The sequence below is a fragment of the Lutibacter maritimus genome (genome assembly GCF_900116115.1).
GTDB lineage: Bacteria > Bacteroidota > Bacteroidia > Flavobacteriales > Flavobacteriaceae > Lutibacter > Lutibacter maritimus.
Genome location: NZ_FOZP01000001.1, coordinates 97,917 through 123,344, shown reverse-complemented (window position 1 = coordinate 123,344; position 25,428 = coordinate 97,917). Strand labels below are relative to the sequence as shown.

At 28.8% G+C, this 25,428-nt stretch carries 23 protein-coding genes; 8 read left to right on the top strand and 15 right to left on the bottom strand.

Annotated features, from left to right (window positions below; translation table 11 throughout):
- Both BM335_RS00525 and BM335_RS00520 read right to left on the bottom strand, forming a co-directional pair.
- Positions 1–1,314, bottom strand: coding sequence for a M16 family metallopeptidase (locus BM335_RS00525; protein ID WP_090221861.1), 1,314 nt, complete (start codon positions 1,312–1,314; stop codon positions 1–3).
- A gap of 130 nt (positions 1,315–1,444) precedes the next feature.
- On the bottom strand, positions 1,445–1,942 hold the full coding sequence (locus BM335_RS00520; protein WP_090221859.1) for a YkgJ family cysteine cluster protein: 498 nt from the start codon (positions 1,940–1,942) through the stop codon (positions 1,445–1,447).
- Between the two features lie 75 nt (positions 1,943–2,017).
- Here BM335_RS00520 and BM335_RS00515 point away from each other — a divergent pair, with 75 nt between their 5' ends.
- From BM335_RS00515 to BM335_RS00495, 5 genes are all read left to right on the top strand, one after another.
- A complete protein-coding gene (locus tag BM335_RS00515) occupies positions 2,018–3,541 on the top strand; it encodes a serine hydrolase (RefSeq protein ID WP_090221857.1) in 1,524 nt (507 codons plus the stop codon).
- 53 nt (positions 3,542–3,594) lie between these two features.
- Positions 3,595–5,364 carry an arginine--tRNA ligase gene (argS, locus tag BM335_RS00510; protein ID WP_090221855.1) on the top strand — a complete coding sequence of 590 codons (1,770 nt, stop codon included), beginning with the start codon at positions 3,595–3,597 and terminating at the stop codon, positions 5,362–5,364.
- A 102-nt stretch (positions 5,365–5,466) separates the two neighbouring features.
- Positions 5,467–6,855 carry a dihydrolipoyl dehydrogenase gene (lpdA, locus tag BM335_RS00505; protein WP_090221853.1) on the top strand — a complete coding sequence of 463 codons (1,389 nt, stop codon included), beginning with the start codon at positions 5,467–5,469 and terminating at the stop codon, positions 6,853–6,855.
- A gap of 138 nt (positions 6,856–6,993) precedes the next feature.
- Entirely contained in the window at positions 6,994–7,431 is a 438-nt protein-coding gene (locus tag BM335_RS00500; RefSeq protein ID WP_090221851.1) for a hypothetical protein, read from the top strand.
- 14 nt (positions 7,432–7,445) lie between these two features.
- On the top strand, positions 7,446–7,865 hold the full coding sequence (locus tag BM335_RS00495; RefSeq protein WP_090221848.1) for a hypothetical protein: 420 nt from the start codon (positions 7,446–7,448) through the stop codon (positions 7,863–7,865).
- A 6-nt stretch (positions 7,866–7,871) separates the two neighbouring features.
- Here BM335_RS00495 and bshC read toward each other — a convergent pair whose 3' ends face one another.
- From bshC to BM335_RS00480, 3 genes are all read right to left on the bottom strand, one after another.
- Positions 7,872–9,470, bottom strand: coding sequence for a bacillithiol biosynthesis cysteine-adding enzyme BshC (bshC, locus tag BM335_RS00490; RefSeq protein WP_090221845.1), 1,599 nt, complete (start codon positions 9,468–9,470; stop codon positions 7,872–7,874).
- A gap of 5 nt (positions 9,471–9,475) precedes the next feature.
- On the bottom strand, positions 9,476–10,138 hold the full coding sequence (locus BM335_RS00485) for a methyltransferase domain-containing protein (protein WP_090221843.1): 663 nt from the start codon (positions 10,136–10,138) through the stop codon (positions 9,476–9,478).
- Positions 10,139–10,212: 74 nt separating this feature from the next.
- The gene (locus tag BM335_RS00480) at positions 10,213–10,917 is read right to left on the bottom strand and encodes a Dph6-related ATP pyrophosphatase (RefSeq protein ID WP_090223181.1); all 705 of its coding nucleotides are present in this window, start codon (positions 10,915–10,917) and stop codon (positions 10,213–10,215) included.
- 98 nt (positions 10,918–11,015) lie between these two features.
- Here BM335_RS00480 and BM335_RS00475 point away from each other — a divergent pair, with 98 nt between their 5' ends.
- Positions 11,016–13,475 (top strand): M14 metallopeptidase family protein, encoded by a 2,460-nt coding sequence (locus tag BM335_RS00475; RefSeq protein WP_090223178.1) that lies wholly within the window; start codon positions 11,016–11,018, stop codon positions 13,473–13,475.
- Between the two features lie 49 nt (positions 13,476–13,524).
- Here BM335_RS00475 and rimO read toward each other — a convergent pair whose 3' ends face one another.
- From rimO to BM335_RS00440, 7 genes are all read right to left on the bottom strand, one after another.
- Positions 13,525–14,835, bottom strand: coding sequence for a 30S ribosomal protein S12 methylthiotransferase RimO (gene rimO, locus BM335_RS00470; RefSeq protein WP_090223175.1), 1,311 nt, complete (start codon positions 14,833–14,835; stop codon positions 13,525–13,527).
- Between the two features lie 88 nt (positions 14,836–14,923).
- Positions 14,924–16,573 carry an amidase family protein gene (locus BM335_RS00465; RefSeq protein ID WP_090221841.1) on the bottom strand — a complete coding sequence of 550 codons (1,650 nt, stop codon included), beginning with the start codon at positions 16,571–16,573 and terminating at the stop codon, positions 14,924–14,926.
- 82 nt (positions 16,574–16,655) lie between these two features.
- A complete protein-coding gene (gene ftsY / locus BM335_RS00460; RefSeq protein ID WP_090221838.1) occupies positions 16,656–17,609 on the bottom strand; it encodes a signal recognition particle-docking protein FtsY in 954 nt (317 codons plus the stop codon).
- An 86-nt stretch (positions 17,610–17,695) separates the two neighbouring features.
- Complete coding sequence (locus tag BM335_RS00455; protein WP_090221835.1) at positions 17,696–17,848, bottom strand: DUF4295 domain-containing protein; 153 nt, start codon at positions 17,846–17,848, stop codon at positions 17,696–17,698.
- Between the two features lie 9 nt (positions 17,849–17,857).
- On the bottom strand, positions 17,858–18,043 hold the full coding sequence (gene rpmG, locus BM335_RS00450) for a 50S ribosomal protein L33 (RefSeq protein WP_090221834.1): 186 nt from the start codon (positions 18,041–18,043) through the stop codon (positions 17,858–17,860).
- Positions 18,044–18,050: 7 nt separating this feature from the next.
- Positions 18,051–18,290, bottom strand: a complete 240-nt coding sequence (gene rpmB, locus BM335_RS00445) for a 50S ribosomal protein L28 (RefSeq protein WP_090221832.1) — start codon at positions 18,288–18,290, stop codon at positions 18,051–18,053.
- Between the two features lie 80 nt (positions 18,291–18,370).
- On the bottom strand, positions 18,371–19,615 hold the full coding sequence (locus tag BM335_RS00440; protein ID WP_090221829.1) for a competence/damage-inducible protein A: 1,245 nt from the start codon (positions 19,613–19,615) through the stop codon (positions 18,371–18,373).
- Between the two features lie 99 nt (positions 19,616–19,714).
- On the opposite strand from BM335_RS00440, the gene BM335_RS00435 reads away from it, so the two are divergent.
- Positions 19,715–20,128, top strand: coding sequence for a hypothetical protein (locus tag BM335_RS00435; RefSeq protein ID WP_090221827.1), 414 nt, complete (start codon positions 19,715–19,717; stop codon positions 20,126–20,128).
- A gap of 38 nt (positions 20,129–20,166) precedes the next feature.
- On the opposite strand, the gene BM335_RS00430 is transcribed toward BM335_RS00435, so the two are convergent.
- Both BM335_RS00430 and BM335_RS00425 read right to left on the bottom strand, forming a co-directional pair.
- Entirely contained in the window at positions 20,167–20,778 is a 612-nt protein-coding gene (locus tag BM335_RS00430; RefSeq protein ID WP_090221825.1) for a fumarylacetoacetate hydrolase family protein, read from the bottom strand.
- A 22-nt stretch (positions 20,779–20,800) separates the two neighbouring features.
- Positions 20,801–21,640 (bottom strand): 1,4-dihydroxy-2-naphthoyl-CoA synthase, encoded by an 840-nt coding sequence (locus BM335_RS00425; protein ID WP_090221823.1) that lies wholly within the window; start codon positions 21,638–21,640, stop codon positions 20,801–20,803.
- 172 nt (positions 21,641–21,812) lie between these two features.
- Between BM335_RS00425 and BM335_RS00420 the strand changes: the two genes are divergently transcribed.
- Entirely contained in the window at positions 21,813–24,197 is a 2,385-nt protein-coding gene (locus BM335_RS00420; RefSeq protein WP_090221821.1) for a GAF domain-containing protein, read from the top strand.
- Here BM335_RS00420 and BM335_RS00415 read toward each other — a convergent pair.
- Positions 24,189–25,424 carry a Pycsar system effector family protein gene (locus tag BM335_RS00415; RefSeq protein ID WP_090221818.1) on the bottom strand — a complete coding sequence of 412 codons (1,236 nt, stop codon included), beginning with the start codon at positions 25,422–25,424 and terminating at the stop codon, positions 24,189–24,191. The genes BM335_RS00420 and BM335_RS00415 overlap by 9 nt on opposite strands.
- Between the last annotated feature and the right edge of the window lie 4 nt (positions 25,425–25,428).

Genomic DNA, 25,428 nt, shown 5'->3' with positions numbered 1-25,428 from the left:
CTATTCTTCTACATTTGTTTTTAATACACCTACTGTTCTATTGCTTTTAGAAAAATATTTTTTAGCAACATTTTGTACATCTGTAACAGTTACCTTATTGTAATTTTCTGGTGCATTAAACATTTTTTTATAATCCCCAAAAAACACTTCATACGTTCCAATATTATTAGATTTACCATCAATAGTTTCAATTTGATTGTAAAACTCCATTAATTTTTGATTTTTTACTTTTTGAAGTTCAGTTTCGCTAATTCCTTCATTTTTAACTTTTTCAATTTCAAAATAAATGGCTTTTTCAATAGATTCTGAAGAAACATTTTTATTGGCAACAGCGTAAAAGTTAAATAAATTAGGGTCAAAGCTATCACCATAATCTGTAAAAACCATTGTTGCTAATTGCTGGTTATCAACTAAAGATGCATACAAACGTGATGATTTCCCTCTAGAAAGTATAGAACTTAAAATATTTAAAGCATAATAATCTTCATGTTTAGATTCTGGTGTTTTGTAACCAATCATTAGATACGGATTGGTAACTTCCTTTTGAACAGTTATTCTTCGTTCTCCAGTTTGTTTTGGCTCAACAATATGCACTTTAGGTGGTGCTGTTTGTGCTGGAATTGGTTGTAAATATTTTTCCGCTAATCTTTTAACTTCTTCAAATTTTAACGCTCCAGAAACTACTACCACACAATTATTAGGTGCATAATACGTTTTAAAATAACGCTCTAAATCTTGTTGTGTCCAGTTTTTCATATCATCTTCATAACCAATTACAGGCCAATGATATGGATGCTCTTGAAATGCTGTTGCTTGAAGCGATTGCGACAATAATCTCCAAGGAGAATTTTCTAAACCAGTACTTCTTTCACTCAACACAACTCCTCTTTCACTTTCAACCATTTCAGGATCAATACTTAAACTAGCAATTCTATCACTTTCCAAATCAAAAATAACTTCTGCAGCCGAAGCAGGAAACCAATTGGTATAAACGGTTACATTTTCTGTAGTATATGCATTATTTGCGCCACCATTAAATTCCATAGTTTGATCAAATTGCTTTGGTCCATATTTTTTGGCGCCATTAAACATCATGTGCTCAAAAAAGTGAGAAAGTCCCGTAATTCCCTGATATTCATTTCTACTACCAACTTTATAAAATAAATACATATTGGCATTTGGTATGGAAAAATCTTCTACCACTAAAAATTTCATTCCGTTGGTTAACGTAAACGTTTTTACGTCATCTACTTTCATTTGAGCTTTTAATACAAAAGCGGATAATACAAAAGCGACTAAAATTATTTTTTTCATAAATTATTAAAATCAGTTATTTTTTACTTTAGCTAAGTAATTTGTTTATCAAATAACATGAAAATAAATGACATTTCAAAAAAAATGATTTTTGACACTATTAAATATTAAAAAACGTTAGTAGTATTAACTAAATTGGTAGTTTCTTTTTTAAGGCCTCAACAATATTATAAGCAGCAGGACAAATTTCTGTATTTTTAATAGTTAAATTGGTAATTTGAATAAATTTACGTCTATCAGTATGTGGATATTCACTACAGGCTTTTGGGCGGACATCGTAAATGGTACACATATTATCTTCTAAATCTAAAAAAGAACACGGAGCAGTTTGTAGTACATAAAAATCATCTTCATCTCTTTTTAAATATTGATTTGTAAAATCTAATACTTTCATTCTAAAATGTTTAGAAATTCGTTCAATATCTTTAATTGTAAAAATCGGACTTGTAGTTTTACAGCAATTACCACACGTTAAGCAATCTGTTTTTTCAAATTCTTCCGTATGCAAATCTTGCATTATTAAATCTAAATTTTTGGGTGTACGTTTCTTTAGCTTCTGAAAATATTTTTTGCTTTCCTGCTCTTTTTCTTTCGCTAATTTTGGCAACTCCTTTAAAAAATCTTCCATAGTGCAAATATATCATGTTATTTGTTTGTGATAACTTTATAAATAGTATTAAATTCGTTTTTTAAAATCTTTTTTATGAAATTTCTCAAAACCCTATTAGCAATTTTAGTTGTAAGTACATCGGTTTTTTCACAAACCAAAGAACAAATTAATCACTTAGATGCCTATTTTCAAAAATCATTAAATGAATGGCAAATACCTGGAATGGCAATTGCCATTGTAAATGCAGATTCTATAGTATTTAGCAAAGGTTACGGGTATTCAAACATTAAAAAAAACACAAAAGTTGATGGAAACACGTTGTTTGCTGTAGCATCAAACTCTAAAGCTTTTACTGCTTCAGCCATTGCTATTTTGGTTGAAGAAGGAAAGTTAAAATGGACCGATAAAGTGATAGATTATTTACCATATTTTAAAATGTATGATGCTTATACAACACTAAATTTTACTATTGAAGATTTATTATGTCATAGAAGTGGTTTGGCAACTTTTAGTGGTGATTTATTGTGGTATGGAACAACATTAACTGCAGAAGAAATAATTGAAGCACAACAATATTTAACTCCAAAATATGATTTTAGAACCACTTTTGGCTATTCTAACATTGCATTTTTAGCTGCGGGTAAAATTGTTGAAAAAGTAAGTGGAAACAGTTGGGCTGAATTTGTAAAACAACATTTTTTAAGTCCGCTACAAATGAATAGAACCTTAACATCTACCTCTCAGCTTTCAAAAAGCACCAATGTTGCTACACCTTATTATTTTGAAAACGGCACAAACAATGAAGTAAATTGGGTTAATTGGGATAATATTGCACCTGCTGGCGCTTTAATATCATCGGTGAATGATTTTTCTAAATGGCTACAATTAAATTTACATGAAGGAACCATCAATAAAACCACCATTTTTAATGATAGAAGTTTTAGAAGAATAACCACACCTCACATAAATTTTGAAGTTGGTAAAAATACTGAAAACATTCATTTTAAATCATACGGCTTGGGTTGGGATTTACAAGATTACGAAGGTTATAAAGTAGTTTCTCACGGAGGTGGTTATGATGGAATGATTTCAAAATCGTTTTTTATTCCAGAGAAAAAAATAGGTGTTGTAATACTTACCAATAGCTTAAATTGGTTACCAGGCGCGCTTAGCAATAAAATTCTCGATGTTATTTTAACCAACAATTTAGAAGGTAAAGATTGGTCTGCCGATTATTTAGGATATAAAAACCAACAAGCAAAAAGAGATAGCATTCAATTCAGTGAAATTGAAAATTTAAGAGGAAAACTAAATAGTAATCACTTAACTATAGATAAATACACTGGGGTTTATAAAGATAAAATGTACGGAACAGTAACTGTTTCGGTAAAAAATAACAAGCTGCATTTTAACATGGATAAAACGCCTATTTTTTATGCCGATTTAAAACATTGGAATCATCATATTTTTACCTTTAGATTTCCCAAAGAATTATCATCACTTCCTGAAGGAAAACTATGGTTCGATTTAAATAAAGAAGGTGAAATTTCTAAATTACATATTGATGTTCCAAACCCAGATTTTGATTTTACTGAATTTGAGTTTATAAAACAGTAAAAATTCTATTGAATTTAGTACTTTTGCATTTCGAAATAATTTAGCCATAACATATGCAAACTAGTTTAGAAATAGCTGTAAAAAAAGGATTCAAAGAAATATATGATGTAGAAATTAATTCTGTTGAATTTCAAGCAACTAGAAAAGATTTTGAAGGAGATATTACAATTGTTGTTTTTGCTTTTTTACGTTTTGTAAAAGGCAATCCAGAAATCATTGGAACAAAAATTGGAGAATATTTAAAAGAAAATGTTGCCGAAATTTCCGATTTTAATGTGGTTAAAGGTTTTTTAAACCTAGTTATTTCTGATACATATTTTATTTCAGATTTCAACAAAATTAAAAATAACAGCACTTTTGGAATTGTTGAACCAAATCCTGACCATAAAGCTGTAATGGTCGAGTATTCTTCACCAAACACTAACAAACCGTTGCATTTAGGACATATCAGAAATAATTTATTAGGATATTCTGTTGCTGAAATTATTAAAGCTTCCGGTAAAAAAGTATATAAAACCCAAATTATTAACGATCGTGGTATACATATTTGTAAAAGTATGTTGGCTTGGCAACGATTTGGAAATGGCGAAACTCCGGAAACTTCTGGTTTAAAAGGCGATAAATTAGTTGGTAATTATTATGTTGCTTTTGATAAAGCCTATAAAGAAGAAATTAAACAATTAATTGCACAAGGTAAAACCGAAGAAGAAGCAAAAAAACTAGCACCTATATTACTTGAAGCACAACAAATGTTGCTTAAATGGGAAGCTGGAGATGAAGAAATTGTTGCACTTTGGAAAACAATGAATGAGTGGGTATATGCTGGTTTTAATGAAACTTATAAAGAATTAGGTGTAGATTTTGATAAAAATTATTACGAAAGCAATACGTATTTATTAGGAAAAGATATTGTTGCAGAAGGTTTAGAAAAAGGAATTTTTTACAAAAAAGAAGATGGCTCTGTTTGGATAGATTTAACGAAAGAAGGCTTAGATGAAAAAATTGTTTTAAGAGCAGATGGAACAGCGGTTTATATGACCCAAGATATTGGAACTGCAATTGAGCGTTTTAAAGATTTTGATCTGAATGAATTGGTGTACACTGTTGGAAATGAACAAGATTACCATTTTAAAGTATTATTTTTAATTTTAGAAAAACTAGGATTTGAGTGGGCTAAAAACTGTTATCACTTATCTTACGGAATGGTAGATTTACCAAGTGGAAAAATGAAATCTAGAGAAGGAACTGTGGTTGATGCTGATGATTTAATGTTAGAAATGACAGATACTGCCAGAACAATTTCTCAGGAATTAGGAAAACTAGAAGGTTATTCAACAGAAGAAAAAGAAACATTATATAAAACCATCGGTTTAGGAGCTTTAAAATATTACATCTTAAAAGTAGATCCTAAAAAACGTATTATGTTTGATCCAGAAGAATCTGTTGATTTTGCAGGAAATACAGGTCCTTTTATCCAATACACATATGCTAGAATTCAATCTATTTTAAGAAAAGCTAATTTTAATTATGCTGTAGAAATTTCGGAAATAAAATTACATCAAAAAGAACGTGAATTAATTAAGCAAATTCAATTATTTCCAGAAGTAATTCAAAATGCAGCTAGCAATCACAGTCCTGCTTTAATTGCTAATTTTACGTATGACTTGGTAAAAGAATACAATTCATTTTATCAAACTGTGCCAATTTTAGGCTGTGAAAATTTAAATGAAAAAATATTTAGAACTCAACTTTCTAATAAAGTTGCTGAAATTATAAAATCAGCTTTCAAATTATTAGGAATTGAAGTTCCAGAAAGAATGTAAAAACATTTCATTTTTAAATCTTTAATAATGATTTAAAAAAAGAAAATAAAATAAGTAAATTTGCTGAGTAAAATCAGTCATCAAATTAGAAAATCAAAAAACATGAAATACGACGTTATTATAATTGGTAGTGGTCCTGGAGGATATGTAACAGCTATTAGAGCATCGCAACTTGGCTTTAAAGTTGCCGTTATTGAAAAAGAAAATTTAGGTGGAATTTGCCTAAACTGGGGATGTATTCCAACAAAAGCCTTATTAAAAAGCGCACAAGTTTATGACTATTTAAAACATGTGGATGAATATGGTTTAAAAGCTGAAGCAATTGATAAAGATTTTGAAGCTGTAATTAAACGCAGTAGAAACGTTGCCGATGGAATGAGTAAAGGTGTTCAATTTTTAATGAAAAAAAATAAAATTGATGTAATTGATGGTTTTGGTAAAATTAAAACTGGTAAAAAAGTTGATGTTACCGATTCTGATGGAAAAGTAACTGAATACAGTGCTGATCATATTATTATTGCTACAGGTGCTCGCTCACGTGAGTTGCCAAACTTACCACAAGATGGTAAAAAAGTAATTGGCTATAGACAAGCTATGACATTGCCAAAACAACCTAAAAAATTAATTGTTGTAGGTTCTGGGGCAATTGGTGTTGAGTTTGCACATTTTTACAATTCAATGGGAACTGAAGTAACAATTGTTGAATTTTTACCAAATTTAGTTCCTTTAGAAGATATAGATGTTTCAAAACAATTTGAACGTTCATTCAAAAAATCTGGCATAAATGTAATGACAAACTCTTCTGTAGAATCTGTAGATACTTCAGGAAAAGGTGTAAAAGCTGTGGTAAAAACTAAAAAAGGTGAAGAAATTTTAGAAGCTGATGTAATTTTATCGGCAGTTGGAATCAAATCAAACCTTGAAGGAATTGGTTTAGAAGATGTTGGAATTGTTGTTGACAGAGATAAAATTTTAGTAAATGATTTTTACCAAACTAACATTCCTGGTTATTACGCAATTGGAGATGTTGTTCCTGGTCCTGCTCTAGCTCACGTTGCTTCGGCTGAAGGAATTACTTGTGTTGAAAAAATTGCAGGTTTACATACAGAGCCAGTAGATTACGGAAATATTCCTGGTTGTACGTATGCAACACCAGAAATTGCAAGTGTTGGTTTAACTGAAGCTAAAGCTATAGAAGAAGGATACGAAATTAAAGTTGGTAAATTCCCATTTTCAGCATCAGGAAAAGCAAAAGCAGCGGGAACACCAGATGGTTTTGTTAAAGTTATTTTTGATGCAAAATATGGAGAATGGTTAGGATGCCATATGATTGGTGCTGGAGTTACAGATATGATTGCTGAAGCAGTTTTAGGTAGGAAATTAGAAACAACAGGACACGAAGTGTTAAAAGCAATTCACCCACATCCAACTATGAGTGAGGCTGTAATGGAAGCAGTTGCTGATGCTTATGGAGAAGTAATTCATTTATAAAATTATATTCATAAATATAAAAGTCCGAACTACAAGCTCGGACTTTTTATTTTTATCAGCACCAAAACTGACGTGTTTTTGTATCTTTTTTAATTTCAGTATATTTGAAAAAACAAATAAAAAAATCAATACATTACTATGAAAAAACTGCTAACATATTTATTTTTATTTACATTATTTCTTTCATTGTCTTGTAAAGAAGATAAACCAAAAACCATTCCTGGTAGTAACACTTCAACAAAAATAACCAAGCATTACATTTGTGCTAATAAATGTGAAAATAGTGGCAGTGACACTGCAGGAAATTGTCCTGTTTGTAAAACACCTTACACACACAATCAAGCTTTTCATAATGATGAGTTTTTAAAAAGCGGCCCTATAAAAGTTGAAAGCAATACACCTTTACCAAACGCCAATAGCCCCTCAACAAATTCGGCTGCTGTTGAACCTGCACAAAATGCAAATGGAGTATATCATTACACCTGTAAAAACGCTTGTTATGGTGGAGCTGGAACGGCTACAAACTGCGCTTCTTGTGGAGAAGTTTTAGAACATAATGCAGCATATCACAATTAATATTTAAAAATACTATGGGATTTTCATTTTCAAACTTATTAAAATCAAAAAAAGAACCTATTTCTAACCAAGCATTTCCAAAAATTAAATTTGATGGCGGCACAAAATATGCTGAAAATGAAACGTGTGATGTATATTTAGATTTTGAAGAATTGGGTGGATTTCCATTTATCAAAACAATTTTAATAGCAGATTTTCCAGTTAAAATTAAACGTATTGGATGTACCTTAACTTTTCATTTTGAAAAAGATTCATTAACGATTCATTCTGACAATACAGATATTGATTCAAATGCCATTAAAAACACGCCTTTTCATGTTTCAGAAATTGATTTTGAAGTGAATGAAAAAGAAGCTGCTCAAATAAAAAACAACAAAGTTTTAAGAATTGAGTATGTTTTTAAAAATGAAACTCACTCATTTAAAACCATTTAATTTTTTTTAATATTCAATAACACTAAAAGTTAAATCTAACGGATTTAAAGATTCTAACAACATAGGAATTAATTCCTCTCCTATTTCTAAATAAAACTCTGAAAAATTTCGAGTTCGTTCTTCTAAACTTTTATTTGGAAATAATGCATTTTGAAGATTTTCCAATCTTAAAACTACATCAGATAATTTTCGCTTTTGCGCTTTTAACAAACGCTTTTCTAAATTACCCAAACCTTTTAATTGCTTAGTTTCCTGAGCGTTAACAGCACCAATAAACGAAACATCTGTTTGCTTCGCTAATTCTTTTAAATCCTTAAATTGCTCTTTTAAAAAAAGTTTTTGCTTAGAAAAATCAATATCAATTTCAGAAATTTCTTTTACTTTTTTATCTATTAAAGTAGGTTGTTTTAAAAATAATTCTTCTAAAGTAACATTTAATTTTTGTGCTTTTATAACTTGTTTTTTTGCAATTAATAATGCTGAGTTGCGAAGCAATAAAATTGGAAAAGGTGTATTTATTGCCGTAAAATAATCTTTTAACTGAAACCAATACGCCAACTCTCCACCGCCGCCTATATAACATAAATTTGGTAAAATAGTTTCCTGATAAACAGGTCTCATGATAACGTTTGGACTAAATTTTTCAGGATTATTTTCTAACTCCATCAATATTTCATCTTCAGTAAATGAAATATCAGTTCCATAAATTTTATATATACCTTCATCAAAAATAATACGTTCACGTAAATTTTCTGTAAGATAAAAAAGATTGATTTCTCTAGGATTTACTTGAATTTTATAACTCTCTGCAAGTTTTGTACTTGTTAAAGTTACCTTATTAAATGAAGTAGCATTCAACAATTCATCTTTTACAATAGGTGCAAATTGTTTTTTTAAACTTTTATCATCACCATCAATAATTACTAAACCGTATTCACCAAAAAGTTTGTTTACCAAATAGCGTGTGGAGTCTGTTAAATTTTTATGTTTTAAATATGCTTCTTCGAATAAAAATTTTAAATAATTAGCATTTTTTGTAGTACCTAAATGTTTTGAAAATTCATTAAAAACCTCATCAAAACCATCAGTCTTTAAACGACCTACGGCTCCACTGCTTCCTCTGTTCCAAACAACTTTTTTACCCTTAAAATTAAAATAGTTTATTTCATCAAAATCGTGATCTTCAGTTGCCATCCAATAGACCGGCACAAAATTATACGTTGGAAATTTTTCTTTTAACTGCTTTGTTAAATTAATAGTTGAAACAATTTTATACAAAAAATACAATGGCCCCGTAAAAATATTTAGTTGATGTCCAGTAGTTATGGTATAAGTATTATGCTTGCTTAAAGCATTTATATTACTTTCAGTTTTTATAGAAACTGGAAAATTTACATATTGATTTTTAAGAGCACTTACTAAAATACTCCTACTAGAATCTGAATCAAAATTAGAGTTTTGTCTTAATTTTAGTTGATTTTCAAATCCGTTTAAATTTGGATAATTATCATAAAATTCTGACAATTCAGCGTTTTTATCTAAATAATCTGAAATTAGTTTAGAAAAATAACCTGTATTTTGAAATGGAATAGAATGTACTTTCATTAATTTTATGCTGCTCTTTTAAATAATGAATACACATATTCTCTAGTATTTCCAGATGGTTGAATGTATGTGTAATTAAATGATTTTAATAACTGAAACTCTTTTCCTAAACCTTTTTGAAACATTTCTACATTGTAATTCACCACATTTAATCCGCAGCATTTTTTTGCGCCGTCTAAATTAAATTCTGCTAAAATTACAAAACCACCAACTTTAACTGTTTTTTTTATTAAATTAAAATAAGCTAATTGCTGAGATTCATCTGTAAAAAAATGCAAAACGGCTCTATCATGCCATAAATCAATGTTTTTTAAATTCAATAATTCTGTTGGATTTGTTAAATCATCAACAATAAATTGAATTTTTGTATGCTTATGTGATGTTAAGTTATTTTTTAATTCAGTAAGTGCAGATGCTGCAATATCATTTACAATTATATTGCTATAACCTTGGGCTACTAGTTTATTTATTAAGGTTGTAGCTCCTGCACCTGCATTAAAAATTAATGCATCGGATGATAAATTGCATTCATTTATTAAATCTACAGATTGTATTGGATTTTCTTCGTACCAACCCAAACTTTGTGTGGGCGTTTTTAAATATGCGTTATTCCAATGCTTTTCAAAATTGTATGAATTATCTTCCGAAATGCAAAAATCATCATTCATATTGATAGGTTTATTTTATAAAAGTAATCAATTTAGGCTGTTCGTCGAAATCTGATAAAATATCTAACAAAAAATTAACGATTATTTTTAGGAATTAAATCGATATACCAAAAACTAGTATCCCAATTTGTATTTTTATCTTTTTTATACTCTTTTTTAGTTTTTTCGCCCATAGAAAATTCAATTGGTTTTTTAAAAATTGGTCCGTCATATACAAATGTATGAAACTCGCCATTTTCACCACAAACATCAACACTTTCTGGTAAATCATTTATAAAATTTAAATCTAATACTCTTCCAACAAATGTTTCATCTAAATATGTTGAATTTACATTTACCGTGATTGCTTTAAACCCTAGTGAAATAAATTCTGTCATTATTTCTCTAGAATCTCTTTTCCAAAGCGGGAAAACACCTTTTAAATTCACTTCGGCTAATTTTTGTTCTCTATACTTTTTTAAATCTTCTAAAAATATATCTCCAAATACTGAGTATTCATATCCTTCGGCAACCAAATGATCCATACTGCTTTTCATAATTTCACCGTATAAATCCATTGAAACTTCTTCTGGAAAATATATTTTTTGCAAAGGTAAACCCAAACTTTCTGCTTGCTGATTTAATAACTCTTCCTGAACGCCATGCATTGAGACTCTATCAAAACTTTTATTTACAGAAGTAACCAATTTTTCAATCGAAAAATTAGAGTCTTTTAAAATAGTATACAGTGCCAATGCGGAATCTTTTCCGGTACTCCAATTAAAGAATGCTTTTTTCAAAATATATATTTTTTGCAAAAATAGGCCATAATAATTTTTTGCAATTAATTTCTATGAATTTATTTGAGTACTTTTGGTTTTCAAAATTTTTAAATTCAATGAAGAAAGCACTTTTTTTACTTAATTTTCTTATTACTACAGTAATTTCATTTACAAACGCACAGCAAATTATTTCGCCATCTAGTTTTTTAGGGTATGAATTAGGAACACAATTTACAAATCATCATAAAGTTGTTGATTATTTCTCTTACATAAGTGCAAACTCTAGCAATGTAATATTAGAAAAATATGGGATAACGAATGAAAACAGACCTTTGTTTATCTCATATATTTCTTCAGAAGAAAACATAAAAAATTTAGAGCAAATTAGACAAGATAATTTAAAAAGAACAGGTATTTTAAAAGGTAACCCAGCTATAAAAGTTGGAATTGTTTGGTTAAGTTACAATGTTCACGGCAATGAAGCATCAAGCACCGAAGCCGCTATGGAAACTTTATACAAATTAATAACAGAAAATAAAGATTGGTTGCAAAATACTGTTGTTATTATGGATCCTTGTTTAAATCCTGACGGAAGAGATCGTTATGTTAATTGGTTTCAACAAGTTAAAAATATACCTTATACAGCAAACCCCGATGCACTTGAACATAATGAACCTTGGCCTGGAGGAAGACCAAATCATTATTTGTTTGATTTAAATAGAGATTGGGCTTGGGCAACACAAATTGAAACACAACAACGCCTAAAAATTTACAACAAATGGATGCCACATATTCACGTGGATTTTCATGAACAATTTATAAATAATCCTTACTATTTTGCTCCTGCTGCGGAGCCTTTTCACGAAACAATTACAGATTGGCAACGAGAATTTCAAACTGAAATTGGAAAAAACCATGCAAAACATTTTGATAAAAAAGGTTGGATGTATTTTACCAAAGAGTCTTTTGATTTATTATACCCAAGTTATGGAGATACGTATCCAACCTTTATGGGCGCTATTGGTATGACTTACGAACAAGCTGGTCACGGAAAAGCTGGTTTGGGAATTATTACAGAAAACAACAGCGAACTTACTTTAAAAGATAGAATTGAACACCACACAACCACTGGATTATCTACTGTTGAAGTTGCTACCAAAAACACATCAAAAATGATTGAGGAATTTCAAAAATATTTTGACAATTCTGAATTAGAAGTTAAAAACTATGTTTTAAAAGGAGATGCTTCTAAAATTACAAGTCTAACAAAATTATTAGACAAACACGAAATTACATATTATACAACTAAAGAAAGTTCTGCTAAAGTTTACGATTATAATTCAAAAAGCAACAAAACAATTCAGCTAACTAAAACAGATTTAGTAATACCTACCAACCAACCTAAAGGAAAAATGGTAAAGGTTTTATTTGAACCTGAAACAAAAATTAAAGATTCATTAACCTATGATATTACTGCGTGGAGTTTACCTTACGCTTATGGTTTACAAGGATTTTCTACAAAAAATGAGTTGCCAAATGTAGCAACTAATAATCTTGACAATCAAAAAAGTACTTTTGTTGAAAATGCTTATGCGTACATTCACAAATGGAATGTAGTTACTGATGCAGCTTTTTTAAGTGAGTTATTAAAAAATACTATTAATGTGCGTTTTAGTAATGCTGATTTTTCAATTGAAGGTACAAAATATGTAAAAGGAAGTTTGGTTATTTTAAAAAATGACAATGAACACCTTTCTAATTTTAGTGATTTGATTAAAAATATTTCCGTAAACTTAAATGAGAAAATAGTTGCTGTAAATTCTGGTTTTGTAAGTACTGGTTTTGATTTTGGTTCATCAAATTATTCACTTATAAAACCAAAAAACATTGCATTATTAACTGGTGAAAAAGTTTCTCCCTATAGTTTTGGAGAAATCTGGCACTTTTTTGAAACGCAATTAAAATATCCGGTTACAGTTTTAAACACTTCAAATATGGGAAGAGTTAATTTAAATAAATATAATGTAATTATTTTACCTGAAGGATTTAATGCTAACGATAAAGAATTAAAAATAATTACCGAATACACAAAAAATGGAGGAACAATAATTGTCATTGGAACAGCACTAAACAATTTTTCTAATAAAAAAGATTTTTTATTAAAAACTAAAAAAGATTCTTTGTCAGGTAGTAAAAAACCAAATTTAGTACCTTTTAAAAATCAAGAAAGAAACTATTTAAACAAAATTATTACGGGTAGTATTTTTAAAAGTACTATAGATACCACGCATCCTTTAGCTTTTGGATACGACACTTTTTATTATAGTTTAAAATTAAATGGCACTTCATATAAATTATTTAATGAAGGAATTAATGTGGGTTATTTCCCTGAAAATGCTACTAATGTTTCAGGTTTTGCAGGAAAAGGAGCTTTAAAAAACGTTTCTAACTCTTTATTATTTGGTATTGAAAATAAAGGTAGAGGACAGCTTATTTATATGGTAGACAATCCGTTATTCAGATCTTTTTGGGAGAATGGAAAACTGTTTTTTGCAAATGCAGTTTTCTTAAATTAAGATAAAAAAAGCGAGCTAATGCTCGCTTTTTTTATCTTAATTTATTTTTTTAAACAGGCTCTGCGTACAAATCAAATTCTGTAGCTTCTGTAATTTTTACATTCACAAATTTACCAACTTGCACGTAATGTTTTGTTGCATCAATTAAAACTTCATTATCTACATCTGGCGAATCAAATTCAGTTCTTCCAACAAATAGATTTCCATCTTTTCTATCAATAATTACTTTAAATGTTTTCCCAATTTTTTCCTGATTTAAATCCCAAGAAATTTGGCTTTGCAATTCCATAATATCATTTACACGTTGTTGTTTAACTTCTTCTGGAACATCATCTTCTAAATTAGCTGCATGAGTGTTTTCTTCATGTGAATAAGCAAAAGCACCTAAGCGTTCAAAACGCATTTCTTGTACCCAATCTTTTAATTCTTGAAAAGCTTCTTCTGTTTCACCAGGATAACCAACAATTAGCGTAGTTCTAATTGCCATATCTGGAACAGCTTTTCTAAATTCGGCAATTAAATTAGTCGTTTTTTCGTGTGAAGTCCCTCTGCGCATCGATTTTAAAATATCATCATTAATATGCTGCAATGGAATATCTAAATAATTGCACACTTTTGACTCGTTATGTATCACTTCTAAAACATCCAACGGAAAACCTGTTGGAAAAGCATAATGTAAACGGATCCACTCAATACCATCAATTTTAACCAATTCTTTTAACAAATCGGCCAAGGCACGTTTTTTATAAATATCTAAACCATAATAAGTTAAATCTTGTGCAATTAAAATAAGTTCTTTAATTCCTTTTTTTGCCAGTTTAGTAGCTTCAATCACCAAGTTTTCTATTGGCGTTGAAACATTTCCACCACGCATTAAAGGAATAGCGCAAAATGAGCAAGGTCTGTCGCAACCTTCTGCTATTTTTAAATATGCATAATGCGTTGGTGTAGTTGTTAAACGCTCTCCTATTAATTCGTGCTTGTAATCTGCATCTAAAACTTTTAGTAAATTAGGCAAATCATGTGTTCCAAAATACTCATCAACATTCGGGATTTCTTTTTGCAAATCTGGTTTATAACGTTCACTTAAACAACCGCTTACATATACTCTATCTACTTCCCCTAACTCTTTTTTATTTACGTAATGTAAAATGGTATTTATAGATTCTTCCTTTGCATCACCAATAAAACCACAAGTGTTTATTACAACAATATTTCCATCATCATTTTCATCTTCATGAACCACATTTTTGTTGTTTGCTTTTAATTGTCCCATTAAAACTTCACTATCGTAAACGTTTTTAGAACAACCTAAAGTAACTACATTAATTTTATTTTCTTTCTTAGTTTTTGTACGCACAAATTTTGTATTTTGAATTATATTTTTTGCAAAAGTAATCAAACCTTTTTAATTGAGTTAAGTCTAATTATAAATACCCAAATTTTAACTATTTATAATTTTTAGGTTGTTTTCTAACTTTTGAAAGTTGCTCAAAAGCATAACCTAACTGCAATAATTTTTGTTCTTGAAAAGGTTTTGCAATAAATGTTAAACTAATTGGTTCTCCTGATTTTTCATACCCCATAGGAACTGTTAAACAAGGATATTTTGCAACCGCAGCAAAACCTGCATGATAATTATTTATTGATAAAATTGCATCTAAATTTAAAGAATCCATTGGTTCATTAAAAAATTGTTTGCCAGTTGCATTTAAATTACTTTTTATAACTTCAAGTTCAGCAAGCGTTGTAGAATCTTGCACAATTCCTTCAAATAATTGTTGACCATAAGGAGCTCTTTGAATTGAATCTTCTAAATTAATTTGAATAATATCTTCAATAGATTTTATTTTTAAATTTTTATCAGCATATGCATTTAAATATTTTGGCAAGTCATATTTCATATCTATATTTAACAAGGTTAAAAAACCTTCTAATTGTAATTGACGTGGCTCAAACTCAATTAGTATTGCTCCCGAATTTTTTAATAATTCAACATTTTTCTTGTAAATAGAATCAGATAATAGATCTTTTATCACCCCTAGCCTTTTCCCTTTAATGGTTGATGAAGTTAAATATTTTAAATAATCTACATTAGCATCAACATTTATTGTTGTAGTATCTTCAGTATCAACGCCTGTCATTGCTGCTAAAAAAATGGCATTATCAATCACACTTTTTGTCATTGGTCCAGGAGTATCTAGCGTACTAGAAATAGGTACAATTCCACTTCTACTTAACAAGCCAATTGTAGGTTTTAATCCAACAACAGAGTTTTTACTTGATGGCGATAATATGGATCCAGAGGTTTCTGTCCCAACAGCAGCCACAGCGTAATTTGCTGCAACACTTACACCACTTCCAGAACTAGATCCACCCGTTTCAAATAACTTTCTTCCGTAGGGATTTAATGTTTGTCCACCAACAGCACTATAACCAAGCGGGCAACCATCACAAAAATAATACGCCCATTCACTTAAATTAGCTTTACCCAAAATTAAAGCGCCGTTTTCCTTTAATTTTTTTACAATAAAAGCATCATCAGTATTTGTATTTTCTTTCAGCACAAATGCACCTGCAGTTGTAGGCATTCCAACAGTATTAATATTATCTTTTAATAAAATTGGCAATCCATATAAAGTATATTTTACATCTTTAGGTTTGCTTAAATCTTTATCTCTTGCTTCTTTTATTACATTTGGATTTAATGAAATAATACTATGCAACGCTAAATCATTTGAACTTTCAAATTTTCTGATTCTGTATAAATAGAAAAGCACAATTTTCTCGTATGATAAAATACCATTTTCTACTGATTCTTGAATAGATGGAATATCTTTTTCAATAATATACGGAAGTAAATTTTGATATTCATTTTCTGAAAAATAAGCCAAATCATTTTCAAAAGGTTCAAAAACAGCATTCATATCTAAATATTTAGACTGAATTAATTTAAATTTCATTCTTTCCAACTCATGACTTTGTTGCTCAAAAATTTCATTTGATTCATCATAAGCAGCAAAAACAATAGGATTTTCCTTTTGTTTGCAAGAAATTGATATCAATAAAACAGTTATAAGTACAATGGTATTTTTCATATTAAATAATTTAACATTAAAGATAAAAAAAGACCTTTAATGTTTTACAAAAAAGGTCTTTTTAATAGTACAATATTATTTTTTAATTGAAAAAAGAATCTACAAATTCAATTTTATTAAATACTTGTAAATCATCAATTTTTTCACCAACACCAATATATTTTACAGGAATTTGAAACTGGTCTGAAATTCCAATAACAACACCACCTTTTGCTGTTCCATCTAATTTTGTAACAGCAAGTGATGTAACTTCGGTAGCTTTTGTAAACTGTTTAGCTTGTTCAAAAGCATTTTGCCCAGTAGAACCATCTAACACCAATAAAACTTCGTGCGGAGCATCTACAACCACTTTTTGCATTACACGTTTAATTTTTGTTAACTCATTCATTAAATTAACTTTATTGTGTAATCTTCCTGCTGTATCAATAATTACAACATCGGCATTTTGAGAAACGGCAGATTTTAAAGTATCAAAAGCAACAGAAGCAGGATCACTTCCCATTTCTTGACGAACAATTGGCACTCCAACTCTATCTGCCCAAACTTGTAATTGATCAATGGCCGCAGCTCTAAAAGTATCAGCCGCGCCTAAAACTACTTTTTTACCATTTTTAGTAAACTGAGCTGCTAATTTACCAATAGTTGTAGTTTTTCCTACACCATTTACCCCAACAACCATAATAATATACGGTTTTTTATCTGTAGGAATTACAAAATCAGTTTCATTACCAACATTTGTTTCAGCTAACAAAGCTGCAATTTCTTCACGAAGAATTTTATTTAACTCATCAGTACCTAAATACTTATCTTTAGCTACACGCTCTTCAATTCTTTCAATAATTTTTAAAGTTGTATTTACACCAACATCAGACGAAATTAATATTTCCTCTAAATTATCTAATACACCATCATCAACTTTAGTTTTACCAGCAACAGCCTTCGATAGCTTAGAAAAAAACGATGTTTTTGATTTCTCTAAACCTTTATCTAGCGATTCTTTTTTTTCTTTCGAAAATATTTTTTTAAATAAACTCATTCTTTACAATTTATGGTATAAATATAAAAAAGAAAAAGCTACTCTCTATTATGAAAGTAGCCTTATTATTTTGAAATGAACAATTTTTATTTTTTGCTCAAAAATTCATTTACGTTTGCAGGATCCATAATAGCCTCTACAAATGAATACGCTCCTGTTTTAGGAGATTTCACCATTTTAATAGCTTTTGTTAATCTTTTTGATCCAGTTTGTAACGATGCTACTGCTTTCTTTGCCATAATCCTATATTATTTAATTTCTTTATGAACTGTCATTTTTTTCATGATAGGATTGAATTTTTTAATTTCCATTCTATCAGGAGTATTCTTTTTATTCTTAGTTGTAATATATCTTGAAGTACCTGGTAAACCAGATGCTTTATGCTCAGTACATTCTAATATTACTTGAATTCTATTTCCTTTAGTCTTTGCCATTTCCTAATTATTTTTTATAAAAACCATTTTCAACTGCTTTTTTCATAACAGCGGAGATTCCTAATTTATTTATATTCTTTAAAGCAGATGTGGAAATTTTTAATGTTACCCATTTATCTTCTTCAGGAATATAAAAACGCTTTTTTATTAAATTAGCGTCAAATTTTCTTTTAGTTTTATTCATGGCATGAGAAACATTGTTTCCAACCATTGCTTTTTTTCCAGTAAGTTCACAAACTCTTGACATATTTCTGTACCTTTATTTAGTGTTTTCTCAAACGAGATGCAAAATTATAATATTCCTTCTAAATACACAAACTTATTTCACTAGTTTTTTAAAATTTCTTTTCTAATCATTTCCAAAGCTTTATTTGTGGCTCTTTCTATAACTTTTTCACGTGGTTTTCCAAAGAAAAACTCTTCAGAATAAACCGCTGCAGGAGTTGCTACAGCAATAAAAACTGTTCCTACTGTTGTATCTGTATCGTCGGTTGTTGGACCAGCATTCCCTGTAGTTGCTATTGCATAGGTTGTTTGATATTTTTGTTGAATTCCTTTAGCCATTGCTTCAGCAACTTGACAACTAACCACAGAAAATTCGTCAATCAAACGCTTATCAACGCTTAATTCATTTATTTTCACACTTGCATTATACGCAATTACTCCTCCTATAAAATAATTAGAAGCTCCTGGAATTGCTGTTATTCTTTTACAAATGGAACCACCTGTACAACTTTCAGCAATTGCAATTGTTTGTTGTTTTTCTTTTAGCAATAATCCTATTGAAACTTCAATAGTTTCATTTTCCTCAAATCCTATAATAATATCAGAAATTATATTTTGCAATTTTACTACTTCAACTTTTATGGAATTTTCTAAAATTTCTTTTGAAATTCCTTTAGCTGTTAAACGTAATCTAACATTTCCAAAAGATGGTAAATAAGCTAACTTTATAAAATTTGGTAAATTATTTTCCCAATCCTCAATTCTTTCAGCAACTATACTTTCACCCATTCCGTAGGTTAAAATTGTTTTATGTAGTATGTATGGTAATTTAAAGGTTTGTTGAATTTTTGGTAAAACACTTAAACTCATTAATGTTTTCATTTCAAATGGTACGCCAGGTAAAGAAACAACAACTTTTTTATTGTTTTCAAACCACATTCCAGGTGCAGTTCCAACAGTATTAAATAATGGTGTACACGATGAAGGTAATAAACCTTGATTTTTATTTACTTCAGTAAATGGATAATTTACTTTTGCAAACATGGTTTTAATATGTTCAACAATTTCATCATTTAAAATTAATGTATCATTAAAATATTCTGCCAACGTTAATTTTGTAATATCATCTTTTGTTGGTCCTAAACCACCTGTAAGTATTACAATATCAGCTTTACTTTGTGCATTTTTTAAAGCTTCTAAAATATGTTTTTTATCATCCTGAATAGAGGTAATTTGATATACTGAAACTCCTATTTTATTTAATTCTGTAGCAATAAATTTTGAATTTGAGTCTAATATTTGTCCAATTAAAATTTCATCACCAATAGTAATTATTTCTGCTTGCATTTATTTTATAAAATTTTGTAACAAAAGTACAAATTACAACGCAACCTTTAGGCAAAAATTACATCTTGTAAATAAGAAAAAGCTAAAACCCTATACGCTATGATTACTACTAACGAAATGAGCGATAAAGAACTCTTAAAACAAATTGAGAATTGTTCTTTAGATCCGAGTTTATTTACCCACGAAGTTCTTTTAAGAATGGCGTGGATATTAATTAATAAATACGGGTTGGAAACTGCTATTATTAAAAACTGTGAGATTAAAGAAAATTATTTTAAAAACGCTTTAAATAGCAACAAATTTAATTATACTTTAACAAAGGCTTATACTGAAATTACAGGTCATTTTATGAAAAATTCTACAGCTAAAACTTTTGATAAGTTATTGAAAGAATTTCCTCGATTACAATATAATTTTAAAGATTTAGTGAAAACTCACTTTGGTTACAACATCTTAAAAGAGCACAGAAAAGAAGAGCCAAACATACCAAGGCCAATATTATTTACATTTTAATAAAAAAACCGCCAAACTTAAGTTTGGCGGTTTTTTTATTATTTAATTTTAATTTCAAAGGCCTTTTGATCACAAACTGTTCCAATTAGCACATCACTTTCTGTAACTTTACCAACACCTTCTGGTGTTCCAGTAAAAATAATGTCGCCTTTTTTTAAGGTAAAAAACTGAGAAACGTATGCTATTAATTCATCAATTTTCCATAGCATAAATTTTGAATTTCCATTTTGAACAATTTCTTCATTTCTTTGAAGTGTAAAATTTAAATCTAATAAATCTCCCAATTGATCTTTTGGATAAAACTCTCCAATTACAGCACTTCCATCAAAAGCTTTAGATTTTTCCCATGGTAATCCTTTATCTTTTAATTTATTTTGTAAATCTCTAGCTGTAAAATCAATTCCTAAACCAATTTCATCATAATATTTATGGGCAAATTTTTCATCAATATATTTACCTACTTTATTTATTTTTACCAAAACTTCAACTTCATAATGAATGTCATTTGAAAAAGGCGGTATAAAAAAAGGTTGATTTTTTGCTAAAATTGCTGAATCTGGTTTTAAAAATATGACAGGTTCTGTTGGCTTTTCGTTTTGTAATTCTTCAATGTGTTTGGTGTAATTACGACCAATGCAAATTATTTTCATAAATCATTCTAATTATTGATTATTATGGAATCCATTTTTTCTCGAAGTTTGGTTTGCGCTTTTCTAAAAAAGCATTCCTTCCTTCTTTTGCTTCATCTGTCATATAAGCTAAACGAGTTGCTTCACCTGCAAAAACTTGTTGTCCAACCATTCCGTCATCTGTTAAATTCATTGCAAACTTTAACATTTTTATAGATGTTGGTGATTTTGCTAAAATTTCTTGTGCCCATTCATAAGCTGTATTTTCCAACTCGTCATGTGGTATAACAGCGTTTACCATTCCCATTTCAAAAGCTTCTTGTGCGTTATAATTTCTTCCTAAGAAAAATATTTCACGTGCTTTTTTTTGCCCAACCATTTTAGCTAAATAAGCAGATCCGTAACCGCCATCAAAACTAGTTACATCGGCATCGGTTTGTTTAAAAATTGCGTGTTCTTTACTTGCCAAAGTTAAATCACAAACTACGTGCAAACTATGTCCGCCACCAACTGCCCAACCTGGCACTACTGCAATTACAGCTTTTGGCATAAAACGAATTAAACGTTGCACTTCTAAAATATTTAAACGATGGTAGCCATCATCACCAACATAGCCCTGGTGACCACGCGCTTTTTGGTCGCCTCCACTACAGAAAGAATACACACCATCTTTTGTTGATGGTCCTTCGGCAGATAACAAAACAACACCTATTGAGGTATCTTCACCTGCATCATAAAAAGCTTCATATAATTCTTTGGTAGTTTTTGGTCTAAATGCGTTTCTAACATTTGGTCTGTTAAAAGCTATTCTGGCAACACCATTACATTTTTTATACGTAATGTCTTCAAACTCTTTTACAGTTTTCCAGTTTATTTGATTCATTTTAATTAAATTTAGATGGTAAAAATAAAGGATTTAAACGGTAAAAAAAACTATATATTTAAATCTTAACGTATGTTACAATTGTAACTAAAATAATTTATTATTATTTAAATTAGTAATTTTGCATTTACAATAACGACAAATCATTTAAACTAACTTTTTAAATTATTGAATGAGAATTTTACTCACTAATTATAACGATAATGCTGAATTACCTCTAAAACTAAAAATTAGTTTTGAAGCGGTTTTTGATTATTTAGAAAAAATTTCTTTAGATGAAAATCACTATTTACAGTTAACGGCTATAAATTTATTAGAAGAATACAAACAATTCCCTGAACTTAAACAAGGCTTTGAAGATTTAAATTTACTTGAAAAATTTAAAAAAGAAATTAATAAATTATTATCAATTTTATTCCCAGATTTATTACAAGATAATGAAATAAAAGCCGCTACAATTCCTTTTGAATTTACAACATTTAAACTATCTAAACGATTTCAACAAATTATTGAAGATGCAGGAGAAGACTACAGTTTTAAATTAAGAAATTTTGATGAATCCAATATGTACATTTTAAGCTGTACATTTATTTTATCTTATTGTTATAATGTAAATATTGATTTTAGAAGACCTTTCTTTTTTGATATTCCTGATAAAAATACTGGAATTACAAAACATTACAGAACCATGATAAATGGTGATTTTTTTAAAGTTTACCCATTAAAATCAGCACCAAAAATTACCGACGATGATGTAAAATTATTGTTAGATAATTTTAACAATATTGATATTTGGAAAGAAAAATTTCCACCAAACAGCTATCAATTTACAGGGTTTGGAATGATGAATTTGTTTGATGTAACACAGGATCAATCAATTTCAACATTAAAGGAAAATTTATTGCGAAAAGATGAAAAAGGGTTTGAAGAATTAGAACATAGCATTTCTAAACTATTTGGCTCAACAGCCATTCAATTTGGTTTTTCAACATATTCTTTCAGCAAAGAAGGCATCACTTTTTCAAATCAAAAAGAGAAAAAAAGTTTTTTATTAAATAACAAATCTGATTGCAAAGTTAACGATTTCTTTTGCAAAGGAATTGTTAGTAAAGTTTTCAAAGACAATGAACTACTAGCCATTTCTGATATTGAAAAATATGGAGAATCAACCAACTACAATGGCTTATATACATCCTTAAAAAATCAAAATATTCAAAGTTTAATTTTAGTGCCAATAAAATTAAAAGAAGATTTTTTTGGAATTATGGAGTTAGTTTCTGTAAACAAATACGAACTAAACTCAATTAATGCATATAAATTAAAAGACGTAATTCCTGTATTTAAAATTGCAATAAGACGTTTCATGGAAGAATATGAAACCAAACTAGAATCTATAATTCAAGAAAACTACACATCATTACACCCAACAGTTAAATGGAAATTTTATGAAGAAGCTGAAGAATATATATTTAATATAGAAGATAGTTCGTCTAACATACATAATCTTAAAAACATAACTTTTGAAAATGTAGTACCATTGTATGGGCAAACAGATATAAAAGGCTCCTCCATTGCCAGAAATAACGCCATTCAAAATGATTTGGTTAAGCAATTAAAATTAGCCGGAAATATTATAAAAAAAGCAAATCACATATACAATTTACCTATTTATAGCGATTTACTTTTTAGAATTGAAACATGTTTAAAAAATATTAAAAATGGTTTAAATTCTGGTGATGAAGTAATGCTTACCGATTTTTTAAACAAAGATATTTATCCAGTTTTCAATCATTTAAAAACTGTTGACGAGTCATTAAAAGAAGATATTGCAAATTATATGCTACAAATAGATGAAAAACTTTTAGTAGTATATGACAAACGTAAAAAATATGAAGATAGCGTAACCATTCTAAATGAAGAATTAGCAAGTTTTATAGACCATAAACAAGTGGAAGCTCAAAATATGTTTCCGCATTATTTTGAACGGTACAAAACCGATGGTATAGATTACAATATGTACATAGGGCAATCGTTAGTAAAAAACCATACATACAATAAAATTTATTTGTACAATCTAAGGTTATGGCAATTACAAATGATGTGCGAGGTTGAAAATTTAGCAAATAATTTAAAAAATAAACTTTCGCACCCATTACAAGTTGCTTCCTTAATTTTGGTACACAGCAATCCTTTAGCCATTAAATTTAGAATGGATGAAAAACGTTTTGATGTTGATGGTGCATATAATATTAGATATGAAATTATAAAAAAAAGAATAGATAAGGCGCACATTAAAAACACCAACCAACGATTAACTCAACCCGGTAAAATAGCCATTGTTTATAGTCAAAATAAAGAAGCAATGGAATACATGAAATATATAAAGTATTTACAATCAAAAAAGTACTTATTAAATACAATTGAAAAAGTAGATGTTGAAGATTTACAAGGAATTTCGGGACTAAAAGCAATTAGGGTTCAGGTTAACTATCAAATTAAACATGAAAATAAAATTACTTTTGAAGAAATTATGAACACTGTAACAAACTTAAATTAAACCTGCTGTAAAACCTTCATTTTTCATCATTTCAAACGCAATAACAAATGCTATAACTGAAATTATTATACCAACCATAAAAATATTATAGGCTATTCTCAATAGCCTATATTTTTTTTCTAAAACTATACCTAAAAAATACAAATCTTTCATTAATGATTTGTACAAATATTCTCGATCATTCATAAGCACACTCATTCCTTCTTGAAATTCATCAAGTGGCATTTTATGAAAGTTTCCAAAAAATAATAAATTAACCTTTTTATTAACCACATCTTCTTTTGTAAACTTTCCAGAGGTAACTTTTGGTCGAGTAGATAAAATTGAAAAAATCATGGTAATAACAGTAACAAACAAAAAGAATAAGGTAGGATAAATTAAATAATAATTATCTGCTTTGTCTAACTTTGGAAATAATGTAGAAAGTGCAATTGACAATATTATTGCACTAACAGAAAGCAATATATTTGCTTTAGTATCAGCAATATCACTAAGTTTTATATGATTTTTTAACGTAACTCGGTACATTGTTTCAATACCTCGTTCTGGACGTTCAGCTTTATCTATTTTACGCTTTAGTTCCGCTTTTTTTTGCTTACTTTTTACAGTAAGTTCTTCTTCTTTAAGTTTCGCTTTTTTTAAATCTTTTTCAATTTTTAACCAATTTAATGTTTTTTGTGCAGTTAATTTAGAAAACGCATAATTAGTAAAGTATTTATGAGATTTTAAAAATGTTTCGTTTGTGGTTAAAAATTCAATATCAGTTAAATGCTTATTGCATAACATCTCCCACTCTGATCGTAGTAAATTTGATTTTTCAACAAAGCTTTCTGTTCCTAAATGGTACAAATCTGCATCACAAATAATTTCTTCTAATTTATTTGTAGGTTTTTGTGGCATTTTAGTAACACAAATTAATGTTGTTACTTTTTCAATTTTATGCGAATTATACCCTAATTTATGTAAATAGTTTTCAGCAATTTCTTTACTTTTTTCTTCATGTTTTTCATAACCATGAACAAATCCAATATCATGAAACCAAGCGGCTAATAATAATATTTCTATGTCTTCATCTGAAACACCTTCAGCAGTACCAATTTCAAATGTGTGTTTTACAACCTGATTTGTATGTTCAAAATTATGATAAACAACTTGAGGTGGTAATTCATTTTTAAATAAATTAAAAATAAAAGTTTCTACACCTTTAAAAAAATCATTTTCTAACATTTTA